This window comes from Actinoplanes sp. M2I2 (assembly GCF_023544445.1).
Taxonomy (GTDB): domain Bacteria; phylum Actinomycetota; class Actinomycetes; order Mycobacteriales; family Micromonosporaceae; genus Actinoplanes.
Genome location: NZ_JALPVJ010000017.1, coordinates 186,304 through 207,300 on the forward strand (window position 1 = coordinate 186,304; position 20,997 = coordinate 207,300).

The window sequence follows — 20,997 nt, forward strand, 5'->3', positions numbered from 1 at the left end:
CCTCGGCCGGGCGAGGTGGGCCGGCGGCCGGCCCACCTCACCGGGCTTACTTGCCGAGGCTCAGCCCGGGCGCGTACGCCATGGGCAGGCTGCTCAGGTCGACCTTGGTGGCTCCCTCGGGGGCCGTGATCGGGGCGCCGCCGGTCACCTCGAGGCGGGCGGCGACGCGGCTGGTCGCGCCGTCGACGAACTGCAGGACGTCGAGCTCCGCGGCGGTCAGCTTGCCGCCGTCGAGCCACAGGTCGAGCACGACCGGCTGGTCCTTGGGCGCCTTGGCCGGGAACTCGCCGGCCAGCGACGGGCTCACGGCCGTGGCGAAGCGCTTGGCCTCCGCGTACGCCTTGGTGGTCGTGGACGTGACGATCAGGTGCTTGTCGTCGGCGCTGTCGCGGACGACGTCGGCTCCCTCGAGCAGGTTGGTGGCGCTGGTGGTCAGCTCCTTGGCCGCCCGCTGCTGCTCGGCGTCGGGTGTCGCCGTGGCCGTGCCGGCCCGCTCGGCCAGCTGCTTGGCGTCGATCGTGACCCACTTGCCGGCGACGAGCGCGTCGAGGGCGGGCGCCCCGCCGCTGAGCTCCTTGATGTCGGCCGGCGTGGCCCCGAACTTCGCCGCCAGCTCCTTGACCGGCGCCTTGGCGTAGAGCGACCCGCCGACGAACCGGATCTCGGCGCCGGTCACGCCGTCGACGGTCACCGCCAGGCTCGAGGTGTCGTCGGCGTCGCCCGGGCCGCCCTTGTCGTACGCCATGGTCAGCGACGAGTTGAGGATCTGGGCGGCTTCCTTGGCGTCGGTGTCGGGCAGGTCGGCCGGGTTGCCGGTCAGCTTGAGGGTGAAGCCGGCCTGCTGGGCGTCGGCGAGCTGCTGAGCGGCGTTGCGCAGCTCGAGCTTGGGCTCCAGGGCCTGGATCTGCTGGGCGGCGCAGCCACCGAGCACGGTGAGGGTGGTGACACCGGCGAGAGCGCCGGCTGTGAAACGCTGAACGCGCATGAATCCCCGTTTCGAGTTATCGACCCGCTCAGCGTAGGACCGCGGTTCAACAGGTTTACGGCCGAGCCAGGACGGACGAGGTGAGCACCATGCCGGTGGGACGCCCGCACCACCTGATCGTCGATTGCCCCGACCCGATGGCCGAGGCCCGCTTCTGGAGCGCGCTGCTGGGCCGGCCGGTCACCTACCGCGACGACGACTTCGTGGTGGTCGCCGAGGACGACACCACCTCCGGGATGGCGTTCCAGCGCGCCCCGGATCACCGGCCGCCGACGTGGCCCGACCCGGCCGTACCGCAGCAGATGCACCTCGACGTCATGGTCGACGACCTGACGGTCGCGGCCGAGGCCGTCCGCGAGCTCGGCGCGACACCGCTGCCCGGTGATCACGTGTTCGCCGACCCGGCCGGCCACCCGTTCTGCCTGATCCCGCGACCGGGATGGGCCCGGCCGGTCTCGCTGCCCTAGGCTCCGCCCTGTGATCGAGGACAGCCGGGTGGCCGGGCCAGGCAGCAGCGGCGGGGATCTCGACGATGTGCTGCTCGCCGTGGAGAAGGCCGCCCCGGTCGACGCCGTGCAGGCGGTGACCCGCAGCATCGGGCAGAGCCTCGACGCGTCCTGGGTGTCGTTCCTCGTGGCCGACATGAGCGGCCGTGCCCTGGTGTGCCTGGTTCACGTCCCGATCGACGCCCCGGCCGGCGGGCGCCGGCAGGACGAGGACGTCGCGATGGTGCTGCCCTTCGACGGCGGCCCCCGGGAGCAGGCCCTGCGCGTGCAGCGGGTGCTGGTCGAGGTCGTCGGCGGCCGGCATGTCGTGCGCGCACCGGTCACCCAGCGGGGCGAAGCCATCGGCCTGCTGGAGATGGCCCTGCCGGACGCGCCGACCGAGGCGGTCCTGCAGCGGGTGTCGCGGGCCGCGCACACGCTGGCGTTCGTCGTGATCGCCAACCGCCGGCACACCGACCTGTTCGAGTGGGGCCAGCGGACGAGCCCGTTCACGCTCGCCGCCGAGATCCAGCGGCGGCTGCTGCCGGCCTCGTTCACCTGTGAAGCCGACTCGTTCACCCTGGCCGCCTGGCTGGAACCGGCGGCCAGCATCGGCGGCGACACCTTCGACTACAGCGTGGCCCGGGATCTGCTGCACCTGAGCGTCACCGACGCGGTGGGCCACGGCGTGCAGAGCGCCCTCACCGCGACCCTGTGCGTGGGCGCTCTGCGCAACGCCCGCCGCCGCGGCGGCACCCTGCTCGACCAGGCCCGGGCGGCGGACGACGCGCTCGTCGACAACAGGTCCGACGGGTCGCTGTTCGCCACCGGGCTTCTGGGCCGCCTCGACCTGGCCACCGGGATCCTCGGCGTCGTCAACGCCGGGCATCCGTTGCCGCTGCTGATCCGCGACGGCGATACCGTGGCGGTGACGCTGCCGGCCAACCGGCCGTTCGGGGTGCTGCGCGAGCAGCCCTACCGGGAGGCCGAGATCGCGTTGCGCCCCGGCGACCGTCTGGTGCTGCTCACCGACGGCATGCTGGAACGGGGCGCGGCCGGCCTCGAACTGTCCACCCGGCTGCAGGACCTGAGCGACCTGCACCCCCGCGAGGTCGTGCGCGTGATCGCCGACCTCGTCCTCGAAGTCGCCGGTCCCGTCCTGCCCGACGACGCCTGCCTGCTGATCCTGGACTGGCACGGCGGGCACGGCACCACCCGCCACACCCGGGCGGGCGCCGAGCCCGATCGCGCCTCGAAGCCGTGAGCTGGGAAAACTACACCCGTGTAGTTAGGTGATCTTTGCGCGTACCGGTTGCCGACCGACCGCGAGCGCCGGCGCCGCGCGATCAGTAGCGGAAGTGGCTGACCAGGGCGCTCAGGTCGGTGGACATGCGGGCGAGTTCGGCCGTGGCCTGCTGGGTCTGGCTGACACCTTCGGCGGTGAGGCGGGCGGCTTCGGCGACGCCGGTGATGTTCGCGGAGATCTCGTTGGTGCCGGTCGCGGCTTCGGCGACGGAGCGGTTCATCTCCGCCGTGGTCGCGGTCTGCTCCTCCACAGCCGAGGCGATGGTGGTCTGGAAGTCACTGATCTGGGCGATCACGTGCGAGATCTTCTCAATCGCGGTGACCGCGCCGCCGGTGTCGGCCTGGATCGCCTCAACCCGCTTGGAGATGTCCTCGGTCGCCCGGGCGGTCTCCTGAGCGAGGTCCTTGACCTCGGAGGCCACCACGGCGAAACCCTTGCCGAGCTCGCCGGCGCGAGCCGCCTCGATCGTGGCGTTCAGCGCGAGCAGGTTGGTCTGCTCGGCGATCGAGGTGATCACTTTGATGACGTCGCCGATCTCGGCCGACGACTCGCCCAGCTTGTTCATGGTCACGGAGGTGGCAGCCGTGAGGTTCACCGCGTCGGAGGCCACCTGGGCGGCCTCGGTGGCGTTCTGGGAGATCTCTCGGATCGCGGCGCCCATCTCCTCACTGCCGGCCGAGACAGTCGAGACGCTGCGGGAAATCTCCTCCGTGGCTGCCGACACGGCGTGCGCCTGCGCCGTGGCCTCTTCCGCCGACGCGGCGATCTGCTGCGCGGTGCCCGACATCTGCTCCGACGCGCCGGCCAGCGACGTCGCCGACCCGTCGATGGTCGACACGGTCTGGCGCAGGCGGGTCATCGCCTCGTCCAGGGAACGGCCCATCAGTCCGGGCTCGTCACGGGAGGTCAGGCCGGTGGTGCGGGTGAGGTCGCCGGCGGCCAGGCCGTCACACACGTTCTTGACCTTGCCCAGCGACCGCACGATCTGACGAGCCACCCAGGTGCCCAGGATCAGGGCCAGCAGCGAACCGGCGACCAGCAGCACGATCGAGGTGGTACGGCTGGACTCGTAGCCGGACTTCGCCGAGGCTGCGTTGCTCTTGGCATCGGTGCTCTCAGCGGTGCCCAACGTGTCGAGGTCCTGCGTCATCTTCGTGATCAACGGGTTGATCTCGGTGTCGCGAGTGTTCTGCCAGCGTTTCAGGTCGTTGGCCCGGCCAGCCGGTAGCTGCTTGTTCTGGGCGATCTGTGCGTAGGCCTGCCAGTTCGACCGCAGGTCGGCGATCACGGTGGGGTCACCGACCGGGTGGCTGGCAGCGTACGCGGTGAACCCCGCGTCGACAGCCTTCAGGTCAGCGGCGAAAGCCTGCTCGTACTTGGCCGTTGTCGCGGCGTCGCGGGAGATCGCATGGTTGGACAGATCAAGCCTGGCCTGCTTCATGGACGATTGGATGTCACCCATGGCCTTGACGCTCGTATTGCTGGAATAGATGGCCTGCGCGGACGCGCTCGCGGCGCTCAGCGCCAGGAGACCGACGACCCCCACGATGATCGCGACCAGCACAGCCAGGCTGATCGCCGTGAGGATCTTGACGTTGACCTTGAGATCAGCGAAGGAACGCCGTGCCTGCGCGGGCGTACCGCCGGCGGTGATGGTGCTCATATCGGTCTCTTTCATGACGCGTGTGTGTCGGGCGCCCCTCGGACACAGCCCGGTGACCCCCCACGGTCAGGCCCCGCCTCCCGCATCGTCCTCATCGGCACCTTCACCAACCGAGTGAGCGCCAACGAATCATCCGTGGCGATGAGACAGGCTTAAGCGTCTCATCAGATTCGCCCCGCAATGGGCAGTCTCGAGCGCCGTGACAGCCGATAAGTGGACTGCGGCACTACTGCAGGTGCGGCGCACCGTCCCGGTGATTTAGCGGCCGCGATCGGCTCGCGACACCCACGCCGGACAGACCCTGAGCATCGCAACGTCTTGTCCCACTCGCCGTCCCCGCCCACGAGCGGCCGCCACGCCGGCTCATCATGATGACAGGCCAGCCGCCAGGTTGTCCGCGTAGCGGGTCAGCGTAGTCCGGGCGCCGCTCATCAACTGCATCGCCTCGGCGAGGTCCGTCACCGACTCGAGTTCAGGCTCAGAGCATCCGGTCGATTTCTGCATCGATACGGGCGGCCGCGCCACCGACGGCGCGGGCTCCATCGTTCCTGTCGCCGTGCAGTCGGCGGTTGGTGTTTCTGAACGAGCCGCTCCCCTTCGCCGTAACGTGAGCGTGGTTCAGAATTGTCCCTATTGCCGGTCTCGCGGCCGTCGAGACAGAGGTGGTCATGGCGCTGATTGTGGTCACGTCGCTGTTCGTGGTGGTTCTTGTATCGGCGACATGGCGTTATCTGCGGCGTCGGGATCCGCTGCTGCGTGACGTGATGTGGATGTTCGCATCGGTGGCAATGCTGTTCCTCGTCGGGCTGCTGCGACTGTTCATCGGGACACCGCCGCGAGCGGTGATGATCATGGCTATCGCGTTGCTGCTGGCCAAACCGGTGTTCAGCTTGCGCCTGGTGAGCCGGTTGCGTCCGCTGCTGTGGTGGAGGTGGCCGGCGGCCTTGGCGGCGTCGGTGTTGACCGCGGTGCCGGTGCTGGCCTCTGCGACCCATCCGTTGCCGAGACCGGTGGTCTGGCCCGCGGTGAGCGTGTTCTTCCTCGTGGAGGGTCTCGCGGCATGGCTGCTGGCTGCCGAGGCGCAGCGCCGTGGCGGCGCAGCGAGGGCCCGGCTGTGGTGCGCCGCGGCCGGTACCGCCTTGTTCGGCACGGCTCTGTTGATTGCCGCCACCGGCTCTGCGGTGCAGGCGCGGGCCGTCGCCCTGACCTCCGGTGTGTTGTATCTGATGGCGTTCGTGCCGCCGCGCTCGCTGCGGCACAGCTGGTCGCAGAAGGTCACATCCGCGGTGCTGGGCCGGCTGGTCGACGCACCCGCGGATGAACCGGCGGCGCGCACGTGGCAGCACTTCTGCGGTGAAGCAGCCGCGGTACTGGGCGCAGACGCTGTGGTGGTGTTGATGCGCACTGCGGGCGGCACTGTGCAGGTAGCCGGGCAGGCCGGCCTGCCGGCCGGCGACTATGAGTGCGAAAGCCCGGACTGCGATGAGCTGCTGGCCGCCGACACCACGATCGACGCCCTGGCCGGATGGACCCGTCCACCGGCCGCGGCCGTGAAGCTGGCCCAGGCCAGCGGCACCCGGTTCGTGACGGCGGCCCCGGTGCACACCAGCAACGGACCGGGGGTGCTGCTGCTGCTCAACCGCTACCGCAGCCTGTTCGCCGAGGACGACATCGCGGCCTTCACCGGGCTGGCCCACCGTGCCGCGGCACTGGCGGGACGGGCCGGCATCCTCGCTGAACGGCAGAGCCTGGCCTTGATCGTGGAGTCGTCCCACGACGCGATCGTCGGCAAGACTCTCGACGGTGTGATCACCAGCTGGAACACCGGCGCCGAACAGCTCTACGGTTACCGGCGCGACGAGGTGCTCGGTCAGCACGGTTCCTTGTTGTTTCCACCCGGACAGGAACAGACCGAAGGGCGGTTGATGGCGCGTATCGCTGCCGGTGACCGTATCGATCAGTACCGCGTGCAGCGCCGGCGCAAGGATGGCGTCACGATCACGGTGTCGCTGACCCTGTCGCCGATCACCGACGCCAACGGCCGGGCCGCCGGGGTGGCGTCGATCTCGCGCGACGTCAGCGAACGTGAACGCGCCGAGGCGATGTTCGAAGGACTGCTCGAGGCCGCCCCGGACGCGATTATCGGCGTCACCCGTGACGGGTCCATCGCGCTGATCAACGCCCAGGCCGAACGCTTGTTCGGCTACCGCCGCGAGGAACTGCTGGGCCAGTCCGTCGACATCCTGGTACCCGAGCGGCTGCGCGGCGCTCACCCGCACCACCGCGACGGCTACTTCGCCCAGCCGCGGAAAAGGGCCATGGGTGCCGGGGCCGCGCTGGCCGCCGTGCGCAAGGACGGCAGCGAGTTCCCCGCTGAGATCAGCCTGTCCGCGGTCGACACCGACGGGGGCGTGATCGCGACCACGGCCATCCGTGACGTCACCGACCGGTTGATCGCCCAAGCGGAACGTGAACGGCTCATCACCCAAGCCGAACGCGACGCCGCCGAGAAGCGCATGCAGCACACCAGACGGCTGGAAAGCCTCGGCCAGCTCGCCGGCGGCGTGGCCCACGACTTCAACAACATCCTCGCCGTGATCAGCAACTACGCTGAGATGATTTCCGAAACCCTCGACAGGCCGGCCGCCGAACCCGCCGACCTGGCCGACGCCCGCAAAGACTGCGGCCAGATCAGCCGCGCCGCGGAACGCGCGACCCGGCTGACCAAACAACTGCTCGCCTTCGGCCGCCGTGACATCACCCAGGCCGAGGTCCTCAACATCAACCACGTCATCGGCGACGTCGAACCGATGCTGCGACGCAGCATCGGGGAACACATTCACCTGGTCACCACCCTGGACCGGAACCTGCGGCCGGTCCACGCCGACCCCGGGCAGATCGAGCAGATACTGGTCAACCTCGCCGTCAACGCCCGCGACGCGATGCCCGGCGGCGGCACCCTGTCCATCGACACCACAAACGCCGAGATCAGCGACGACGACATCACCGGCTCACCCCTGCCGATCGGCCGCTATGTCCGCATCCGCATAAGCGACACCGGCACCGGCATGCCGCCGGAGGTGATCGAGCGCGCCTTCGAGCCGTTCTACACCACCAAACCGAAAGGGTCCGGCACCGGCTTGGGGCTGGCCACGGTTTACGGCATCGCCACCGCCGCCGGCGGTGATGTCCGCCTCTACTCCGAAAACGGCATCGGCACCACCGTCACCGTGATCCTGCCCGCCGTCGACGCCCGCCCCGTCGACGCCACCCCCGGCTCCGGCTCGATGGTCGAGGTGGCCGTCGGCGTGGCGGCGCACGAGACGATCCTGATGGTCGAGGACGAGGACGACCTGCGCGTGATCACCGGCCGGATTCTGACCCGCGCCGGCTACCACGTTCTGACCGCCAGCGGCGGCGAGCAGGCCCTGCACCTCGCCCAGACTCATCCCGGCGGCATCGATCTGCTGCTCACCGATGTGATCATGCCGAAGATGACCGGCAACGAGGTCGCCGCCCGGATCCGCCGGCTACGCCCGGGCATCCCGGTGTTGTACATGTCCGGCTACGCCGAACCCGTGCTCACCGAGAACGGCACCCTGCCCGAGGGCGTCACCATCATCGAGAAACCCTTCACCAGCCGGGAACTGCTCGGCCGCGTCCGTAAGTACCTGCACCTCAACGGACTGCCCGCCACCGCGCGCCCGGCGAAGCAGGACTACCCCACCACCGGCTGACGTTTTCCGTCACTCCAGGAGGCCAGTGCCTTTCGAGTCTCATGTCGACGGTACCGACGTCGACAAGTACGCCCTCGCTTCCGCTGAGACACGCGGCAGCCCGTGATTCCAGCGATGCTGATGGGCACGGTGGGCACGGCACCACCCGCGACACCGGGGCCGGCGCCGCGCCCGACCGGACCTTGAAGCCGTGAGCTGGGAAAACTACAGCCGTGTAGTTAGGTGATCTTTGCGCGTACCGGTTGCCGCCCCGGCCGTTATGCGCATGACTGGAGGGGTGTTCAGCCCGATGCTCGCCTCCGCCGGCGCCCTGCCGGCCGGTCCCGGGTGGGCATTCGAGTTCAAGTACGACGGGGTCCGCGCGATCGCCGAGGTGCGCGACGGCCGGGTCCAGGCCTTCTCGCGCAACCTCAACGACATCACCGCCACCTATCCCGAGCTGGGCGAGCTGGGCGGGCTGCTCGGCGGCCGCAGCGCGGTGCTCGACGGCGAGGTCGTCGCGCTGGAGACCGACCGCCCGTCGTTCGCCCGCCTGCAGCAGCGCATGCACGTCGCCCTGCCCAGCCCGGCCCTGGTCGCCTCCGTCCCGGTGCTCTACTACGTCTTCGACCTGCTCGAGCTCGACGATCAAGACCTCACTTCCCAGCCGTACGCGACCAGGCGCGACACGCTGGCCGGGCTCGACCTGGCCAGCGAGCACGTGCGCGTACCGGTCCGGTTCCTCGACGTCGACGGTCGCACCGTGCTGCAGGCGGCCGAGCTGGCCGGGATGGAGGGCGTGGTCGCCAAGCGGCTGGCGTCGCCGTACCGGCCCGGCAAGCGGTCGGCCGACTGGACCAAGGTGCCGCTCATCAGGACGCAGGAGGTGCTGGTCATCGGCTGGAAGGCCGGGGCCGGCCGCCGCTCGGGCACGATCGGCTCGCTGCTGCTCGCCGTGCACGACGAGCGCGACCGCCTGGTCTTCGCCGGGCACGTCGGCACCGGCTTCAGCGACGCCGCGCTGACGCACCTGCAGGGTGAGCTCGCGCCGCTGGCCCGGGCGACCCCGCCGGTCGGCGACGTGCCGCGCGAGCACGCCCGCCACGCCCACTGGGTCGAGCCCTGCCTGATCGGCGAGGTGGCGTTCCGCAACTGGACCCCGGACGGCCGCCTGCGCCACCCGTCGTGGCGGGGCCTGCGCACCGACCGGGCCGCGTCGTCGATCCGCCGCGCCGCGGAGCCGATCCCGCCGCCGTCGCAGGGCACCGTGATCGGCGCGATGCAGACCCCCGACGGCCGCTGGCGGGTCGAGGCCGTACGCCGCGGCCGGCAGGACTTCTACCGCCTGATCCACGGCGACAACGTCATCGACGGGCTGGTCATCGCCACCGTCCAGCGCCTGCTCGAGGAGGCCGGCGTGCATCTGGGCGACCTGGTCGACGCCCGCCAGGCCGAGACCTCCGGCGCCGCGTAGAGCCCGGGTGGAACTACCCTCGACGGCGACGTGACCCGCGATCGCCCCGAGAGGACTCCCATGCCGGTGGTGCCGGATCTCGCCTCCCTGCCGTACGCGCGGCATCTGCGCCCGCTCACCGACGAGCTCGGCCACGACGGCGACCACGCCGAGGTCCACCTCGACAGCGCGGAGTTCGACGACGTCCGGGCGGGCGGTTCGCGCTTCTCCGAGTGCGCGATGACGTCGGTGACCTTCACCGGCGGCGCCTTCGACGGGGTCCGCCTGGACGACGTGTGGATCTCCCGCAGCCGCTGGATCGGCGGCGCCTGGGGCGACGCCCAGCTGCTCAACGTGTCGATCCTCGACAGCAGCATTGCGGGCCTGCAGGCGTACGGCTCCTATTGGCGCCGGGTCGTCCTGCAGGGCTGCAAGATCGACAGCCTGAACCTGCGCGGGGCCAAGCTGCAGGACGTCGAGTTCCGCGACTGCGATCTGACCGAGGTCGACTTCTACGGCGCCACGCTCACCGCCGTGACGTTCCCCGGGTCGTCGATCCGGCGGGCCCGCTTCGACAAGGTGACGACCAAGAAGCTCGACTTCCGCGGCGCCGTCGAGCTGGACGTCGCGCAGGGCTGAGCCGACCTGCGCGGGGCGGTCATCGACAGCGGGCAGCTCGCCCAGGCCGCCCCCGCGCTGGCCCAGACCCTCGGCATCGTGGTCAAGGACCGCTGACGACAGCCGGCCGTTCCCGCCGCCGTCGACTGCTTGATCGCCGGCTAGACCCGGAAGTGGGCCACGACCGACTGCAGCTCGGTGGACATGCGGGCCAGTTCCTGGGCCGAGCGCTGGGTCTCGGCCACCGTCGCGGTCGTCGTGCGGGCGGCGTCGGCGACGCCGGCGATGTTGCCGGCGATGCTGGCCGAGCCGGTCGAGGCCTCGCCGATCGACCGGCTCATCTCGTTGGTCGTGGCGGTCTGCTCCTCGACCGCGGACGCGATGGTCATCTGGTAGTCGTTGATCTGGGCGATGATCTGCGAGATCCGCCCGATCGCGGCCACCGCGCCGTCGGTGTCGGCCTGGATCGCCTCGACCCGCGCCGAGATGTCGCCGGTGGCCTTCGCGGTCTCCTGAGCCAGGTCCTTGACCTCGCTGGCGACCACGGCGAAGCCCTTGCCGGCCTCCCCGGCCCGGGCCGCCTCGATGGTCGCGTTGAGCGCGAGCAGGTTGGTCTGCTCGGCGATCGCGGTGATCACCCGGACCACGTTGCCGATCTCCGCCGACGAGGCGCCCAGCTTGCCGACCGTCGCGTTGGTGGCGGCCGCCTCGGTGACCGCCTGCGCCGCGACGCCGGCCGCGTCGTTGGCCGACTGGGAGATCTCCCGGATCGCCGACCCCATCTCCTCGGTGCCCGAGGCCACCGTCTGCACGCTGCGCGAGACGTCCTCGGAGGCGGCGGCGAGCAGGCTGGTCTGCGACGAGGCCTCCCGGGCGTTGCCGGCGATGGCCTCCGAGGACGCCGACAGCTGGCGTGACGAGTCGGCCAGCAGGCGGGCGGAGTTGCCGAGCGCCGCGACGGTCTCCCGGATCGAGGTCGTGGCCCGGTTCACCGCGCCGGCCATCATGCCGACCTCGTCCGTACCGGTGGTGGAAGCCTGCCGGGTCAGGTCGCCGTCGGCGACGCCGTCGAGCACCTCGCGGACCCGGGCCAGCCGGCGGGAGATGTTGCGGCCGACCAGCACGGCCAGCCCGACCGACAGGAGCACCCCGGCCAGCACCAGCAGGATGATCGTCCGCTGGGCGCCGGACGCCTCGGTGTGGGCGTCGGTGCTGTCCTGCAGGGCCTGCGAGCGCTCGAGGGTCATGAGCTGGTCGACGGCGGTGTTCATGGTCTTCTCGGCATCGCCCCACAGCGTGTACTGCTCGGCCAGCGTGGTCGGCAGCGTGATCCCGGCCGGTGGGGCGTCCTTGAACAGCAGCAGGTTCACCAGCGCCTTGTACTCGGTCCAGGCGCCACCGAAGGCCTGGGTCTGGGTCTGCCAGGTGGTCGAGGGATCGGGGGCCGACACGTACTGATCGCCGGCCTTGTCCACCTCGGCCTGCCCGGCCTTGGCCTCGTCCTCGTACTGGTTCTTCTGGGCGGTCGTCTGGGCGCCCTGGTAGAGGAAAAGCCCCCGGTACATGTCCGACATGCCGTTCTGGAGGTTGACCAGCGCGTCCAGCCGGGTGATGTTGTCGTCCTTGAGCCCCTGGATCCGCTCGTCGAGCGAGCCGAGCCGGGCCCAGGCCACTCCGGCGGTCACCATCGCGACCAGGGCGACCACGGCCACGGCGGCGATGATTTTGGCGCCGACCCCCATGTTGTCGAGGCGGTTACCGACCCGGGGTGTGTTAGCCGGCCCGCTCATAGACATCTCCCGAGGGTCGTCATGGCACCCGTTGCCGGTGCCTCCGTCTGCCGTTCGGCCCGATCCGGTCGCTGCTGAGCCGGTTCAGCCCAGGGCTCAATCCGTACGACTTTTCCCGGCCCAGGCGCAACCGGTGGTTGCGTATCAGCAGTGGCGCGGTTACCGTTACTCGCAACCAAAGGTTGCAGGAGGTAGGCATGGAGACCGGGCCGATCGAGCGCGAGATCTACATCGAGGCATCCCCCGAGGTGGTGTTCGACGTGGTCAGCGATCCGAAGCACGTCAGCCGGTGGTGGCCCGACGAGGCCCGCTACGAGCTGGAGCCCGGCGCGCCCGGCGAGATCGTCTTCGGTGACCCGCAGGCGGACGGCAAGGTGGTGGCGTTCACCGTCGTCGAGGCCCGGCCCCCGCGGACGTTCTCGTTCCGCTGGACCCAGCCGGCCGGCCACCCGGCCACGGCCGGCAACTCGCTGCTGGTGACGTTCGACCTGGTCCCGTCGGGCCAGGGGACGCTGCTCACGTTCTCCGAGAGGGGATTCCGCGAGGAGGAGGTGCGCGCCGACCACGTCAACGGCTGGGACTACTTCCTGCCCCGGCTGGCGCCGTACCTCGCCACCCTGGACGTGCGGCCGTGAGCACCGCCCTGGTCGACGACGACCTGTGGTCGGCGATCGGCGACCCCACCCGCCGCCGCATGCTCGACCTGCTGCTCGCCGACGGCGCCGGCACCGCCACCACCCTGAGCCGGCAGCTGCCGGTCACCCGGCAGGCCGTGGCCAAACACCTGGGTGTCCTCGACCGCGCCGGGCTGGTGCGCGCGACCCCGGACGGCCGGGAGAAGCGCTACCGGGTCGACGACCACCGGCTCGAACGGGCCGCGGCCCAGCTGGCCTCGGTCGGCGCCGAGTGGGACGCCCGACTGCAACGCATCAAGCGGATCGCCGAGGCGATCCAGACCACGAGGAGTGAAGATGGTTGACATCCTGCACCGCGTCGGCGTCAAGGACGCGACACCCCAGCAGGTGTACGAGGCCCTGACCACCGTCGACGGCCTGGCCGCCTGGTGGACCGGCGACACCAGGGAGAGCGACGGCCTGCTGCAGTTCCGGTTCCCGCCGGTCGGGGGCTTCGACATGGAGGTCCTCGAGACCCGCCCGGCCGAGGAGGTGCGCTGGCGGGTTGTCGACGGCCCCGAGGAGTGGATCGGCACCACGATCGACTTCAAACTGCGCCACGACGGCGACTACACGATCGTCCTGTTCGAACACCAGGGCTGGAAGGAGCCGGTCGAGTTCATGAATCACTGCAGTACCAAGTGGGCCTCGTACCTGCTGAGTCTGAAGTCCCTGGTGGAGACCGGCCGGGGCGCTCCGGCCCCGGACGACGTACAGATCAGCGACTGGCACTGACCACCCGCCGGCGGCGGTGATCAGCCGAGCTCGGAGCCGGAGCCGAGACCGCTGCAGATGGCCACCATCAGCACGGTGGTGAGGGCGGCGGCGACAGCGACGTGGCTCTTGCCGCGCTCGCTGGCGCTGTCGATGGTGAGCAGGGCCCAGCCCGCCACGACGATCCCGATCGGCGGCATCACCAGGCACAGTGCGATCCCCGTGGCTGCCGACGAGCTGTACGGCCGGTGGGGGGCCTGGTAAGGCGGCGACGGGGCCGGCTCCGGCTCTTCGGGAGACCGCGCAGCCTTGCGGATGGCGCGGTACTCCAGCGCCGCCAGCGCCAGCACGGACACCAGAGCCGTGAGCTTCGCGGGCAACTGCAGCGGATCCGGCAACGTGTCCGGGAGTTTGACGGCTTCGACCTTCAGCGCGTCGACGGTGAACGTGAGACCGGCGGCGAGGGAGGTCACCAGCGGGCCGAGCGCGGGACGGACATCGCCGACACCGAACGTCCATCGCAGCGAATACCACGCCATCGGGAAGGCGTAGATGGCGATCCACAGGCCGGTGACGAGCAGAACCGGGTTCGTCGGCAGGTCGCCGCCGTTGCTGAGATCCGCGGGCAAATAAGCGACGATCGCGCCGACGAACACCAGCAGCCGGATCCACACCTGATTGGTGGCCCGGCGGCTGGATTCCGGCATGGTCGGAAACCGCCACTGATGAAGGCCTACGACCAGAGCAACCAGCACGAAGCTGGCCAGGATGGACAGATAGGAGTTGAAGAGGCGCTCGACGCCCACCTCGACGGTGGTTCTTTCTCCCGGAATGCTCAGATAAAAGATGCAGGCGAGACCCGCACCGGTACGCCAGTTCGACAGCGTCTGATATTTCGAGCGGACGTCGGCGGATGCGGGGCGGAACACGCGGCGGGCGTTGGTGAACGGTTCCAGCCAGGAGTACCAGGAGTGGCGCCGGGAATCCATCAACGGCAGTAACAGCAGGCGTGCTCGACCATGGCCACGCCGCCGGCGGACCCGCCGCCGATGGGGACCCTGGTCCTGCCGGTGCCGTTGCAGTGCCAGCAGGAATGACGGTCGAGCAGTTTCCGCTCCTTCATGGGCGACTTGAGGTAGGCGACGAGCGCCGCCGTGACGGCCACGTAGAAAAGGGAGGACAGCAGGAGGCTCCAGTGGAAGTCGCCGCGCTCGTAAATGCCTTGGACGAAGGTCACGGCGGTCATCGGCACCGCGCAGGAAGATGCAACGGCGGCCAGTAACGCGAGAATACGGAGCATTCTTTCCTCCACGGGGACAGGCTTTCACCGTAAGGTAAATAACGGTGTAAACCGGTCACATACGCCCCGTTCGCCCAGCTCAGCCGGAAACTCGCGCGCATGGTGGGCCGGGCGGCTCCGGATGGTGCCCCTGCCGCCCGTTCGGGCGTCCCTGATCGAGGTACTGGGCGCCCTGTGGCTCAGGACCACACGGCGGTGCGGCCGCCGATGTCTTCCCAGGCCGAGATTCCGTACGCGCTGAGCAGGAACTTGCGCAGCAGGACGAGCACAGCCGGCACGACGGTCACGTCGCCGATCCGGGAGAGGTGACACAGGTCGGGCGGGTACGGCGGGTAGTCGTGCCCCTTGCGCAGGTTCACCTCGTTCTCCTCCAGCATTGAACCGACCAGGGCGAACAGGCTGTCCCGGTCGTCCTTGGCCCGCAGCCGCCGGGTGAACCGGAAGGGCGCGGCCGGGTCCTGACCGGCGGCCGCCTGGGCCAGCACCGTTCCCCGGTACGTCGACGGCAGGTACACGACCCTGGCGGTGAGCAGCGACTGCGGATGGAACCGTGCGAAAAAGCACGCCCGGCGCCGCCCCTGCCCGACGGTGACCACCAGCGCCGTGACCCGGTCGTCGTCCCGGTCGATCAGCCGGTCGGTGGACAGCAGCCGCAGCGGCGAGCGGGCCGGCCGCGCCCACGGCGGCTCACCGACCTGATCCATCCGCGCGGCGGCCCGGCGCGCCAGCGTCTCCAGTTGCCCGTCGGTCGCCACGGCCAGCGCCAGCAGCGCCGCCCGCGCCTCCGGGGTTCCCATGTCGGCGATGGCGTCCAGGACGATCTCCCGGGGGAGTCCCATCAGGTCGGTGATCGAGATGAACGGGGCACTGAGCGAAGCGCCGACCGACGCCGCGCTCAGGGGATCGCGCAGGGAGACCAGGCGATGACCGTGATCGCGGAACAGCCCGCGGAACTCGGCCAGCCGTTCCCGCACCGCGACATCCGAACCCGAGGGGTACGAACGCCAGGGCTCGGCTTCGGGCCGGGGTTCCCGCAACGTCGCGCAGGGACTCGGGGTGTCACGTCGCCGTCCGAACATACGGTCGATGATGGCAACTCAGAGACACCTCTCGATAGCTGCCTGTCAGGAAGAGGACGCGGCTGTCAGCGGCGCACCAGCGCGTCGTACGCCTCGGCGAAGCGCGCGCGGCGTTGCGCGTAGTGCTCGGCGTGCGCGGGCCGGGGCTCGTACGTGGCGCCGGTGGCCCGGGGCGCGCGCGGGATCTCGGGAGCCAGCACGTCGAGGGCGAGCAGCGCCGTTCCCCGCTGCGTGGCCCGGCGCCGGGTCACGTGCGTCACCGGCCGGCCCAGCACGTCGGCGAGGATCCCCAGCCACTCGGGGTGGTCGTTGCTGACCCGGCCGGCCGCCGCGACCTCGAGCACCCGCGGGGCGGCCGGGCGCAGCTCGTCGGCGACCCGGGCGTACGTCAGGGCCACACCCTCGACGATCCCGCGGAACAGCGCGTCGGCGCCGGTGGCCGCGGACACCCCGCCCAGCACGGCGCGGGCCTCGCCGATCCAGCCCGGCGCGCGCTCCCCGGTGAGGTACGGCAGCACCAGCGGGGTGGCGTCGCTCGGCGCCGCGGCCAGCACGGACCCCAGCTCCGGGCTCAGGCGCAGCGTGTCCTGAGCCCAGCTGACCGCCCGGCCGACGTCGTTGATCGCCCCGCCGAGCAGGGTGCGGCCCGCGCTGACCCGGTAGTTCCACAGCCCGAACGGCAGGGGATCGGCCGGGCCGTCCAGCAGAACCCGCAGCGCGCCGCTGGTGGCGGTGGCCGCCGTGACCACCGTGGCGTCGGTCGCGCCCGAGCCGATGTTGCTGGCGAAGCCGTCGGTGATCACCGGGAACCACGCGGCCCGGGCCAGGGCGGGCCAGCGCTGCGGCGCCGCCGGATGGGCCGGCTCGGTCAGATCGCGTACGGGGGAGAGGTGCTCGGCGCCGATGCCCGCGGCGGTCAGCAGTTCGGCGTCGAGCTCGCCGGTGCGCCGGTCGAGCAGCCCGGTCCACGCCACCGTGGACGTCCCGGCCAGCGGCTCCCCGATCAGCCGGGCCAGGATGTACTCGCCCAGCGACCAGAACGCCGTGGCCTCACCGGCGACGCGAGGCTCGGCGGCCGCGAGCCAGCGCAGGCGCGGGGCGTGATAGCTGGTGTGCAGACGCGTGCCGGTGCGCTGCTGCACCGCGTGCTCGTCGAGTTCCTCCCGCAGGGCGGCCACCGCGTCGGCGCTGCGCGAGTCGGCGTACGTCAGGCAGGGGGTGAGGGCGTGCCCGGCCGCGTCGACCGCGATCAGCGAGGCGGCGAAGGTGTCCATCGCGACCCCGGCGATGCGGGTGCCCAGCCGCCGGTTGCCGGTCACCGCGTCGAGGACCTGCCCGACCTCGGCGGTCACCTGGTCGGGGTCGATGACCGACGTGCCGTCGGGCGCCACCGTGAAGGCGTGCGGCACCTTGTGCTGCAGCCCGTGAACCCGCCGGCCCGATGCGTCGTGCACGCCCCCGCGCGTGGCAGTGGAACCGATGTCCAGCGCGACCACCAGAGGATCCAGCGCCGCGTCGAGCGCGACGTCGTCATCGGCCGGGGTCTTCGCAGTCTCAGGCATCGTCGAGCCGGTACCCCGGGAGCCCGGCCCCCCAAACGCCCGGCGCTGTGCCCTATCCCACTGACTCGTCCGGGGGATTCCGCCGAAACGCCGATTGGGCCGCGGGCGTGGCGGGCATGTTGCCGCCACCTTCGTGGACCTTGGCTGGAGCCGAAAATGATCAATCCTCGTGTGACGCTGGACGCCGACACCCTGAGCCCGGCCGCCCAGAAGTTGCAGAAGCCCCTGGAGCAGCAGCTCACCTCCGCCCTGCAGCACGCCACGCACACCGTCGACGACAACTACACCGGCGAGAGCGTTCAGGAGGTGGCCGAGGAACTGCTGGTCGAGACCCGCGACAGCCTGCACCCCGACATCGCCGCCGGCTTCCAGCCCGACGGCGCGCAGTTGCACGCCGTGGCCACCGCCATCGTCGACGAGCACCGCTAGGCAAGCCGATGGAGACCGTACGCCGGCACGCCATCGAGATCAGTGGCGTGCCGGACGGTCAGCCGATGCTCTTCGCGCACGGCTACGGCTGCGACCAGAACATGTGGCGGCTGGTGGCGCCCGCGTTCGCCGACACGTACCGGATCGTGCTGTTCGATCACATCGGCGTCGGCCGGTCGGACCTGCAGGCGTACGACGAGGTCAAGTACGCCGGCCTGGACGGCTACGCCTCCGACGTGCTCACGATCGTGCGCGACCTCGACCTGCACGACGTGATCTTCGTGGGGCACTCGGTCAGCGCCATGATCGGCATCCTGGCGGCCATCCGCGAGCCCGCCCGCTTCGCCGAGCTCATCCTGATCGGCCCGTCCCCGTCCTACATCGACGACGGGGACTACGTCGGCGGCTTCAGCGCCTCGGACATCGAGGAGATGATGCAGGCCCTGGACAGCAACTACCTCGGCTGGTCCAGCGTCATCGCCCCGATGATCATGGCGAACCCGCAGCGCCCCGAGCTCAGCGCCGAACTGGTCAACAGCTTCTGCGCCACCGACCCGGCCATCGCCAAGCAGTTCGCCCGCGTCACGTTCCTGTCGGACAACCGGCGCGACCTGCCCTCCGTGCGCACCCCGTCGCTGGTGATGCAGTGCACCGACGACATCATCGCGCCCCGCTGCGTCGGGCAGTACGTCAGCGACCACCTTCCCGACAGCACCCTGGTGGTCATGAACGCCACCGGCCACTGCCCCAACCTGAGCGCGCCGGAGGAGACCATCGACGTGATGAAGGCCTACCTGTCGCGCCGTGCGTCATCCTGAGGGCCGGTCCAGCCGGTAGATGACGTGGCGCCGGTCGTCGGCCGGGTTGTCGGGGTCGAGTTCGCCGTGGGCGATCCGCGCCAGACCGGCCCGTTCCAGCGCCCGCCACGAGGCGACGTTGTCGGCGTGGACTGCCACGATCACACACTCGGCGTCGGGGTGCTCGGCCCACAACCGCTCCAGCGCCGAACGAATCATGCCGGTGCCCAGACCCCGCCCGGTGGCGGCGTCGTCGCCGATCAGGTAGTCGATGGTCATCGCCCGGGGCGGCACCGCGACGATCGGCGTGAGCTCGTCGAGGTACTCGGGATAGTCGTGCAGGAACGAACGCTGCACCAGCCCGAGCGGGACGCCGTCGAGCACGGCCAGCAGGTCCTCGTTGGGCTCCTCACGCCGCGCAGACGGCCCGAAGTCCCGCTCGACCGCCTCCGCCGACGTCTCGTGATGCCACCACCGAGCCACATGCGGCGCCGCCAGCCACCGAGCGAGCAACGGAAAGTCGTCCGGGGTGACTCGACGCCAGCTCAACATGCCGACAACGGTAGTTCCCAGGATCGGCTGTGCGGCGCTCGAGCTGAGCGAATACTTCGCAACTCCCTTGTCGATCGTAGAGTGCGACGATCAAGCTTTGCGTAAACGGTCAGAGTTTTGTGTGGGCGACGAGAGGCTGCCTTGGAACTGACCGATCGAGGTTAGTCAAGCCGAACAGGGGCATCCGGTCGTTTAGGCTCGGATTGGCTCGACTTCTTAGGCGGTGAGGGGAATGAAAGACGCACACCTGAACCTGATCGCTGCGGTTATGGTGCCCGTGGTGGGAGGACTGGTTACTGCAGCCGGCGTATGGGGCCGTGAATGGCATAGCCGTCGCAACTCGGACGATCTCCGGCGGCGAGCATTGGACGATGCCGCAACCAGAATGACTGTTGTCGAGAATTGGGCGAAGGCGGTGGCGGAGTTGGACGGCCTTTCCGATCAACATTCTGACCACCGCATGAAAGCCATGAACACGCTCGACGAGGCCTACGGTCTTGCGGCTAAGGCGTTGGCTGCGTTCCCGGCGCCGAAGAAACCGCTATTGAGCTTGCGGCAACTCTTCCTGGTGGGGGTCACGGGCAGTGGGGCCAGGCTTGTTCGTGCGTTCTACTATTGCAGTCTCGTATGGTTCGTGTTCGTCACCGTCATACTTACCATATCCACAATAAAAAATATGACCGCCTTCGATGTTATCTTCGCGCTGGTAATGCTTTTTTTCTTCGCGATCACGCCTACTCTGGCGCTTCATGCCATAGCAACGGCGATGGACGGAAAGGCCCGGGTGAAAGCCAATTCCGGACAGTCGTCCGGCTCAACCGCCGGAAACGCGACCAACTCACCAGGGGTCTGCATGCCTTATGGTGTTGCGGCGATGCCTTCGCATACTCAGCCGCCACCGGCAGCACCCTATTGGCAAGATTCTGGACGATGGCCGCCGAATGGTCCCGACCGGTGACTGTTGCTGTCGACGGGCACGCGGTCATTGTCGGAGCTGCCTGGATCGATGAATGACTCAAGAGCCGCAGCGCCCGGTGTTCTGATCGAACGCTCGGCGCTCGAGGCCACCCGGTCAGCCGGCCACGGTGACTTTGAAGATTTTCGTTGCTGTTGCGGGGCACGCTGTCCTTGTCGCCGCCGGTGCTGGTGGTCAGCCACAGGTTGCCGTCGGTCGACGGTTCGATGGTGCGCAGCCGGCCGTGGGTGCCGACGAAGTACTGCTGGACGTCGGTCAGGGTGTCGCCGCTGATCACCGCCCGGTAGACCCGGGCGCTGCGCAGGCAGGCGATATAAAGCACGGCGCGGACGATCGCGATGCCGCTGCAGGACGCCCGGGCGACCGGGGTCGCCGACCAGGCAAGGGGGTAGCCCCTTGCGGCAATGAGGAGCGTCGGCGATGCCGTCGATGCCATGTGGCAGAGCACGGCGGAGTGGGTGCCGTGCGATAGTGCCGATCGTGAACTTTCCTCTGGATGAGCTGGGGCCGGCCGTGACGGCTCGGGCGGAGACTTGGGAGCGGCTGAGGCTCGACTGGCAGATCCGCCCGGTCGCGCCGAACCACGGCAAGCCGGTGGTTGTCAGCGAATTCGAGTCGACGACCTGGCTGGGCGGCCTGCTGATTTGGATCAGCGGCGAAGCGGAGCTCGATGCCGTTCGCGTCTCCGATGATCAAGCGGTCAGCAAGCATTACGACCTGACCGGTCTGGACGGTCTTGAGGCGCTGCTTGGTGAACTGGACGCGCTGCTGACCGCCGGTCACGTTCCCGATGCCGCCGTCGTCCATCAGTGTCCGGCAGCACCTGCCTCGTGACGTTGCCGGCGCGGCTGCCACCTCGTGTCGGGCGATGGCTGCTCAGAGCGCTCCGGCCAGGCGG

General features: G+C 69.8%; 21 protein-coding genes. 13 read left to right on the forward strand and 8 right to left on the reverse strand.

The window, feature by feature from the left end; translation table 11 throughout:
* Positions 1–46: 46 nt before the first annotated feature.
* Positions 47–985 (reverse strand): hypothetical protein, encoded by a 939-nt coding sequence (locus tag HJC40_RS31985; RefSeq protein ID WP_250006865.1) that lies wholly within the window; start codon positions 983–985, stop codon positions 47–49.
* 89 nt (positions 986–1,074) lie between these two features.
* Between HJC40_RS31985 and HJC40_RS31990 the strand changes: the two genes are divergently transcribed.
* Complete coding sequence (locus HJC40_RS31990) at positions 1,075–1,452, forward strand: VOC family protein (RefSeq protein ID WP_250006867.1); 378 nt, start codon at positions 1,075–1,077, stop codon at positions 1,450–1,452.
* Positions 1,453–1,462: 10 nt separating this feature from the next.
* Positions 1,463–2,734 carry a PP2C family protein-serine/threonine phosphatase gene (locus tag HJC40_RS31995; protein WP_250006869.1) on the forward strand — a complete coding sequence of 424 codons (1,272 nt, stop codon included), beginning with the start codon at positions 1,463–1,465 and terminating at the stop codon, positions 2,732–2,734.
* An 82-nt stretch (positions 2,735–2,816) separates the two neighbouring features.
* On the opposite strand, the gene HJC40_RS32000 is transcribed toward HJC40_RS31995, so the two are convergent.
* A complete protein-coding gene (locus tag HJC40_RS32000; protein WP_250006871.1) occupies positions 2,817–4,439 on the reverse strand; it encodes a methyl-accepting chemotaxis protein in 1,623 nt (540 codons plus the stop codon).
* A 668-nt stretch (positions 4,440–5,107) separates the two neighbouring features.
* Here HJC40_RS32000 and HJC40_RS32005 point away from each other — a divergent pair.
* From HJC40_RS32005 to HJC40_RS32015, 3 genes are all read left to right on the forward strand, one after another.
* A complete protein-coding gene (locus tag HJC40_RS32005; RefSeq protein ID WP_250006872.1) occupies positions 5,108–8,176 on the forward strand; it encodes a PAS domain-containing sensor histidine kinase in 3,069 nt (1,022 codons plus the stop codon).
* Between the two features lie 265 nt (positions 8,177–8,441).
* Positions 8,442–9,629: a non-homologous end-joining DNA ligase gene (ligD, locus tag HJC40_RS32010; protein ID WP_250006873.1), complete on the forward strand. Its 1,188-nt coding sequence runs from the start codon at positions 8,442–8,444 to the stop codon at positions 9,627–9,629.
* Positions 9,630–9,659: 30 nt separating this feature from the next.
* Positions 9,660–10,247, forward strand: coding sequence for a pentapeptide repeat-containing protein (locus tag HJC40_RS32015; protein ID WP_250006874.1), 588 nt, complete (start codon positions 9,660–9,662; stop codon positions 10,245–10,247).
* Positions 10,248–10,387: 140 nt separating this feature from the next.
* Here HJC40_RS32015 and HJC40_RS32020 read toward each other — a convergent pair whose 3' ends face one another.
* Positions 10,388–12,016, reverse strand: coding sequence for a methyl-accepting chemotaxis protein (locus tag HJC40_RS32020; RefSeq protein ID WP_250006875.1), 1,629 nt, complete (start codon positions 12,014–12,016; stop codon positions 10,388–10,390).
* 197 nt (positions 12,017–12,213) lie between these two features.
* Here HJC40_RS32020 and HJC40_RS32025 point away from each other — a divergent pair, with 197 nt between their 5' ends.
* From HJC40_RS32025 to HJC40_RS32035, 3 genes are read left to right on the forward strand one after another with little or no spacing between them, the layout of a single operon-like run.
* Entirely contained in the window at positions 12,214–12,651 is a 438-nt protein-coding gene (locus HJC40_RS32025; protein WP_250006876.1) for an SRPBCC family protein, read from the forward strand.
* A complete protein-coding gene (locus HJC40_RS32030) occupies positions 12,648–12,995 on the forward strand; it encodes a metalloregulator ArsR/SmtB family transcription factor (RefSeq protein ID WP_308200967.1) in 348 nt (115 codons plus the stop codon). Before HJC40_RS32025 ends, HJC40_RS32030 begins: the two co-directional genes overlap by 4 nt.
* On the forward strand, positions 12,988–13,425 hold the full coding sequence (locus HJC40_RS32035; protein ID WP_250006877.1) for an SRPBCC domain-containing protein: 438 nt from the start codon (positions 12,988–12,990) through the stop codon (positions 13,423–13,425). The genes HJC40_RS32030 and HJC40_RS32035 overlap by 8 nt, the downstream gene beginning before the upstream one ends.
* A 20-nt stretch (positions 13,426–13,445) precedes the next feature.
* Here the strand turns inward: HJC40_RS32035 and HJC40_RS32040 are convergent, their stop codons facing one another.
* The 4 genes from HJC40_RS32040 to HJC40_RS32055 all read right to left on the reverse strand — a co-directional run bounded on the left by HJC40_RS32040 (position 13,446) and on the right by HJC40_RS32055 (position 17,345).
* On the reverse strand, positions 13,446–14,393 hold the full coding sequence (locus tag HJC40_RS32040; protein ID WP_250006879.1) for a hypothetical protein: 948 nt from the start codon (positions 14,391–14,393) through the stop codon (positions 13,446–13,448).
* Positions 14,393–14,704, reverse strand: a complete 312-nt coding sequence (locus tag HJC40_RS32045; protein ID WP_250006880.1) for a hypothetical protein — start codon at positions 14,702–14,704, stop codon at positions 14,393–14,395. Before HJC40_RS32045 ends, HJC40_RS32040 begins: the two co-directional genes overlap by 1 nt.
* 179 nt (positions 14,705–14,883) lie before the next feature.
* On the reverse strand, positions 14,884–15,783 hold the full coding sequence (locus tag HJC40_RS32050; protein ID WP_250006882.1) for a hypothetical protein: 900 nt from the start codon (positions 15,781–15,783) through the stop codon (positions 14,884–14,886).
* A gap of 65 nt (positions 15,784–15,848) precedes the next feature.
* Positions 15,849–17,345 (reverse strand): gluconokinase, encoded by a 1,497-nt coding sequence (locus HJC40_RS32055; protein ID WP_250006884.1) that lies wholly within the window; start codon positions 17,343–17,345, stop codon positions 15,849–15,851.
* A gap of 156 nt (positions 17,346–17,501) precedes the next feature.
* On the opposite strand from HJC40_RS32055, the gene HJC40_RS32060 reads away from it, so the two are divergent.
* Together HJC40_RS32060 and HJC40_RS32065 are read left to right on the forward strand one after the other, a co-directional pair.
* Positions 17,502–17,774 (forward strand): hypothetical protein, encoded by a 273-nt coding sequence (locus HJC40_RS32060; RefSeq protein ID WP_250006886.1) that lies wholly within the window; start codon positions 17,502–17,504, stop codon positions 17,772–17,774.
* A gap of 8 nt (positions 17,775–17,782) precedes the next feature.
* Positions 17,783–18,592: an alpha/beta fold hydrolase gene (locus HJC40_RS32065; RefSeq protein WP_250006888.1), complete on the forward strand. Its 810-nt coding sequence runs from the start codon at positions 17,783–17,785 to the stop codon at positions 18,590–18,592.
* On the opposite strand, the gene HJC40_RS32070 is transcribed toward HJC40_RS32065, so the two are convergent.
* A complete protein-coding gene (locus HJC40_RS32070) occupies positions 18,584–19,123 on the reverse strand; it encodes a GNAT family N-acetyltransferase (protein WP_250006891.1) in 540 nt (179 codons plus the stop codon). The genes HJC40_RS32065 and HJC40_RS32070 overlap by 9 nt on opposite strands.
* A 232-nt stretch (positions 19,124–19,355) precedes the next feature.
* On the opposite strand from HJC40_RS32070, the gene HJC40_RS32075 reads away from it, so the two are divergent.
* The 3 genes from HJC40_RS32075 (at position 19,356) to HJC40_RS32085 (ending at position 20,933) form a co-directional block, all read left to right on the forward strand.
* Positions 19,356–20,081: a hypothetical protein gene (locus HJC40_RS32075; RefSeq protein WP_250006893.1), complete on the forward strand. Its 726-nt coding sequence runs from the start codon at positions 19,356–19,358 to the stop codon at positions 20,079–20,081.
* A gap of 146 nt (positions 20,082–20,227) precedes the next feature.
* A complete protein-coding gene (locus HJC40_RS32080) occupies positions 20,228–20,386 on the forward strand; it encodes a hypothetical protein (protein ID WP_250006895.1) in 159 nt (52 codons plus the stop codon).
* Positions 20,387–20,579: 193 nt separating this feature from the next.
* Positions 20,580–20,933, forward strand: coding sequence for a hypothetical protein (locus tag HJC40_RS32085; protein ID WP_250006897.1), 354 nt, complete (start codon positions 20,580–20,582; stop codon positions 20,931–20,933).
* Positions 20,934–20,997: the final 64 nt, after the last annotated feature.

Bases quoted from the DNA above. Each gene is read 5' to 3' on its own strand.
- HJC40_RS31985 (WP_250006865.1), bottom strand. From the start codon at position 985: ATGCGCGTTCAGCGTTTCACAGCCGGCGCTCTCGCCGGTGTCACCACC.
- HJC40_RS31990 (WP_250006867.1), top strand. From the start codon at position 1,075: ATGCCGGTGGGACGCCCGCACCACCTGATCGTCGATTGCCCCGACCCG.
- HJC40_RS32000 (WP_250006871.1), bottom strand. From the start codon at position 4,439: ATGAGCACCATCACCGCCGGCGGTACGCCCGCGCAGGCACGGCGTTCC.
- HJC40_RS32005 (WP_250006872.1), top strand. From the start codon at position 5,108: ATGGCGCTGATTGTGGTCACGTCGCTGTTCGTGGTGGTTCTTGTATCG.
- ligD (WP_250006873.1), top strand. From the start codon at position 8,442: ATGACTGGAGGGGTGTTCAGCCCGATGCTCGCCTCCGCCGGCGCCCTG.
- HJC40_RS32020 (WP_250006875.1), bottom strand. From the start codon at position 12,016: ATGAGCGGGCCGGCTAACACACCCCGGGTCGGTAACCGCCTCGACAAC.
- HJC40_RS32025 (WP_250006876.1), top strand. From the start codon at position 12,214: ATGGAGACCGGGCCGATCGAGCGCGAGATCTACATCGAGGCATCCCCC.
- HJC40_RS32035 (WP_250006877.1), top strand. From the start codon at position 12,988: ATGGTTGACATCCTGCACCGCGTCGGCGTCAAGGACGCGACACCCCAG.
- HJC40_RS32040 (WP_250006879.1), bottom strand. From the start codon at position 14,393: ATGGATTCCCGGCGCCACTCCTGGTACTCCTGGCTGGAACCGTTCACC.
- HJC40_RS32045 (WP_250006880.1), bottom strand. From the start codon at position 14,704: ATGCTCCGTATTCTCGCGTTACTGGCCGCCGTTGCATCTTCCTGCGCG.
- HJC40_RS32050 (WP_250006882.1), bottom strand. From the start codon at position 15,783: ATGTTCGGACGGCGACGTGACACCCCGAGTCCCTGCGCGACGTTGCGG.
- HJC40_RS32055 (WP_250006884.1), bottom strand. From the start codon at position 17,345: ATGCCTGAGACTGCGAAGACCCCGGCCGATGACGACGTCGCGCTCGAC.
- HJC40_RS32060 (WP_250006886.1), top strand. From the start codon at position 17,502: ATGATCAATCCTCGTGTGACGCTGGACGCCGACACCCTGAGCCCGGCC.
- HJC40_RS32065 (WP_250006888.1), top strand. From the start codon at position 17,783: ATGGAGACCGTACGCCGGCACGCCATCGAGATCAGTGGCGTGCCGGAC.
- HJC40_RS32070 (WP_250006891.1), bottom strand. From the start codon at position 19,123: ATGTTGAGCTGGCGTCGAGTCACCCCGGACGACTTTCCGTTGCTCGCT.
- HJC40_RS32075 (WP_250006893.1), top strand. From the start codon at position 19,356: ATGAAAGACGCACACCTGAACCTGATCGCTGCGGTTATGGTGCCCGTG.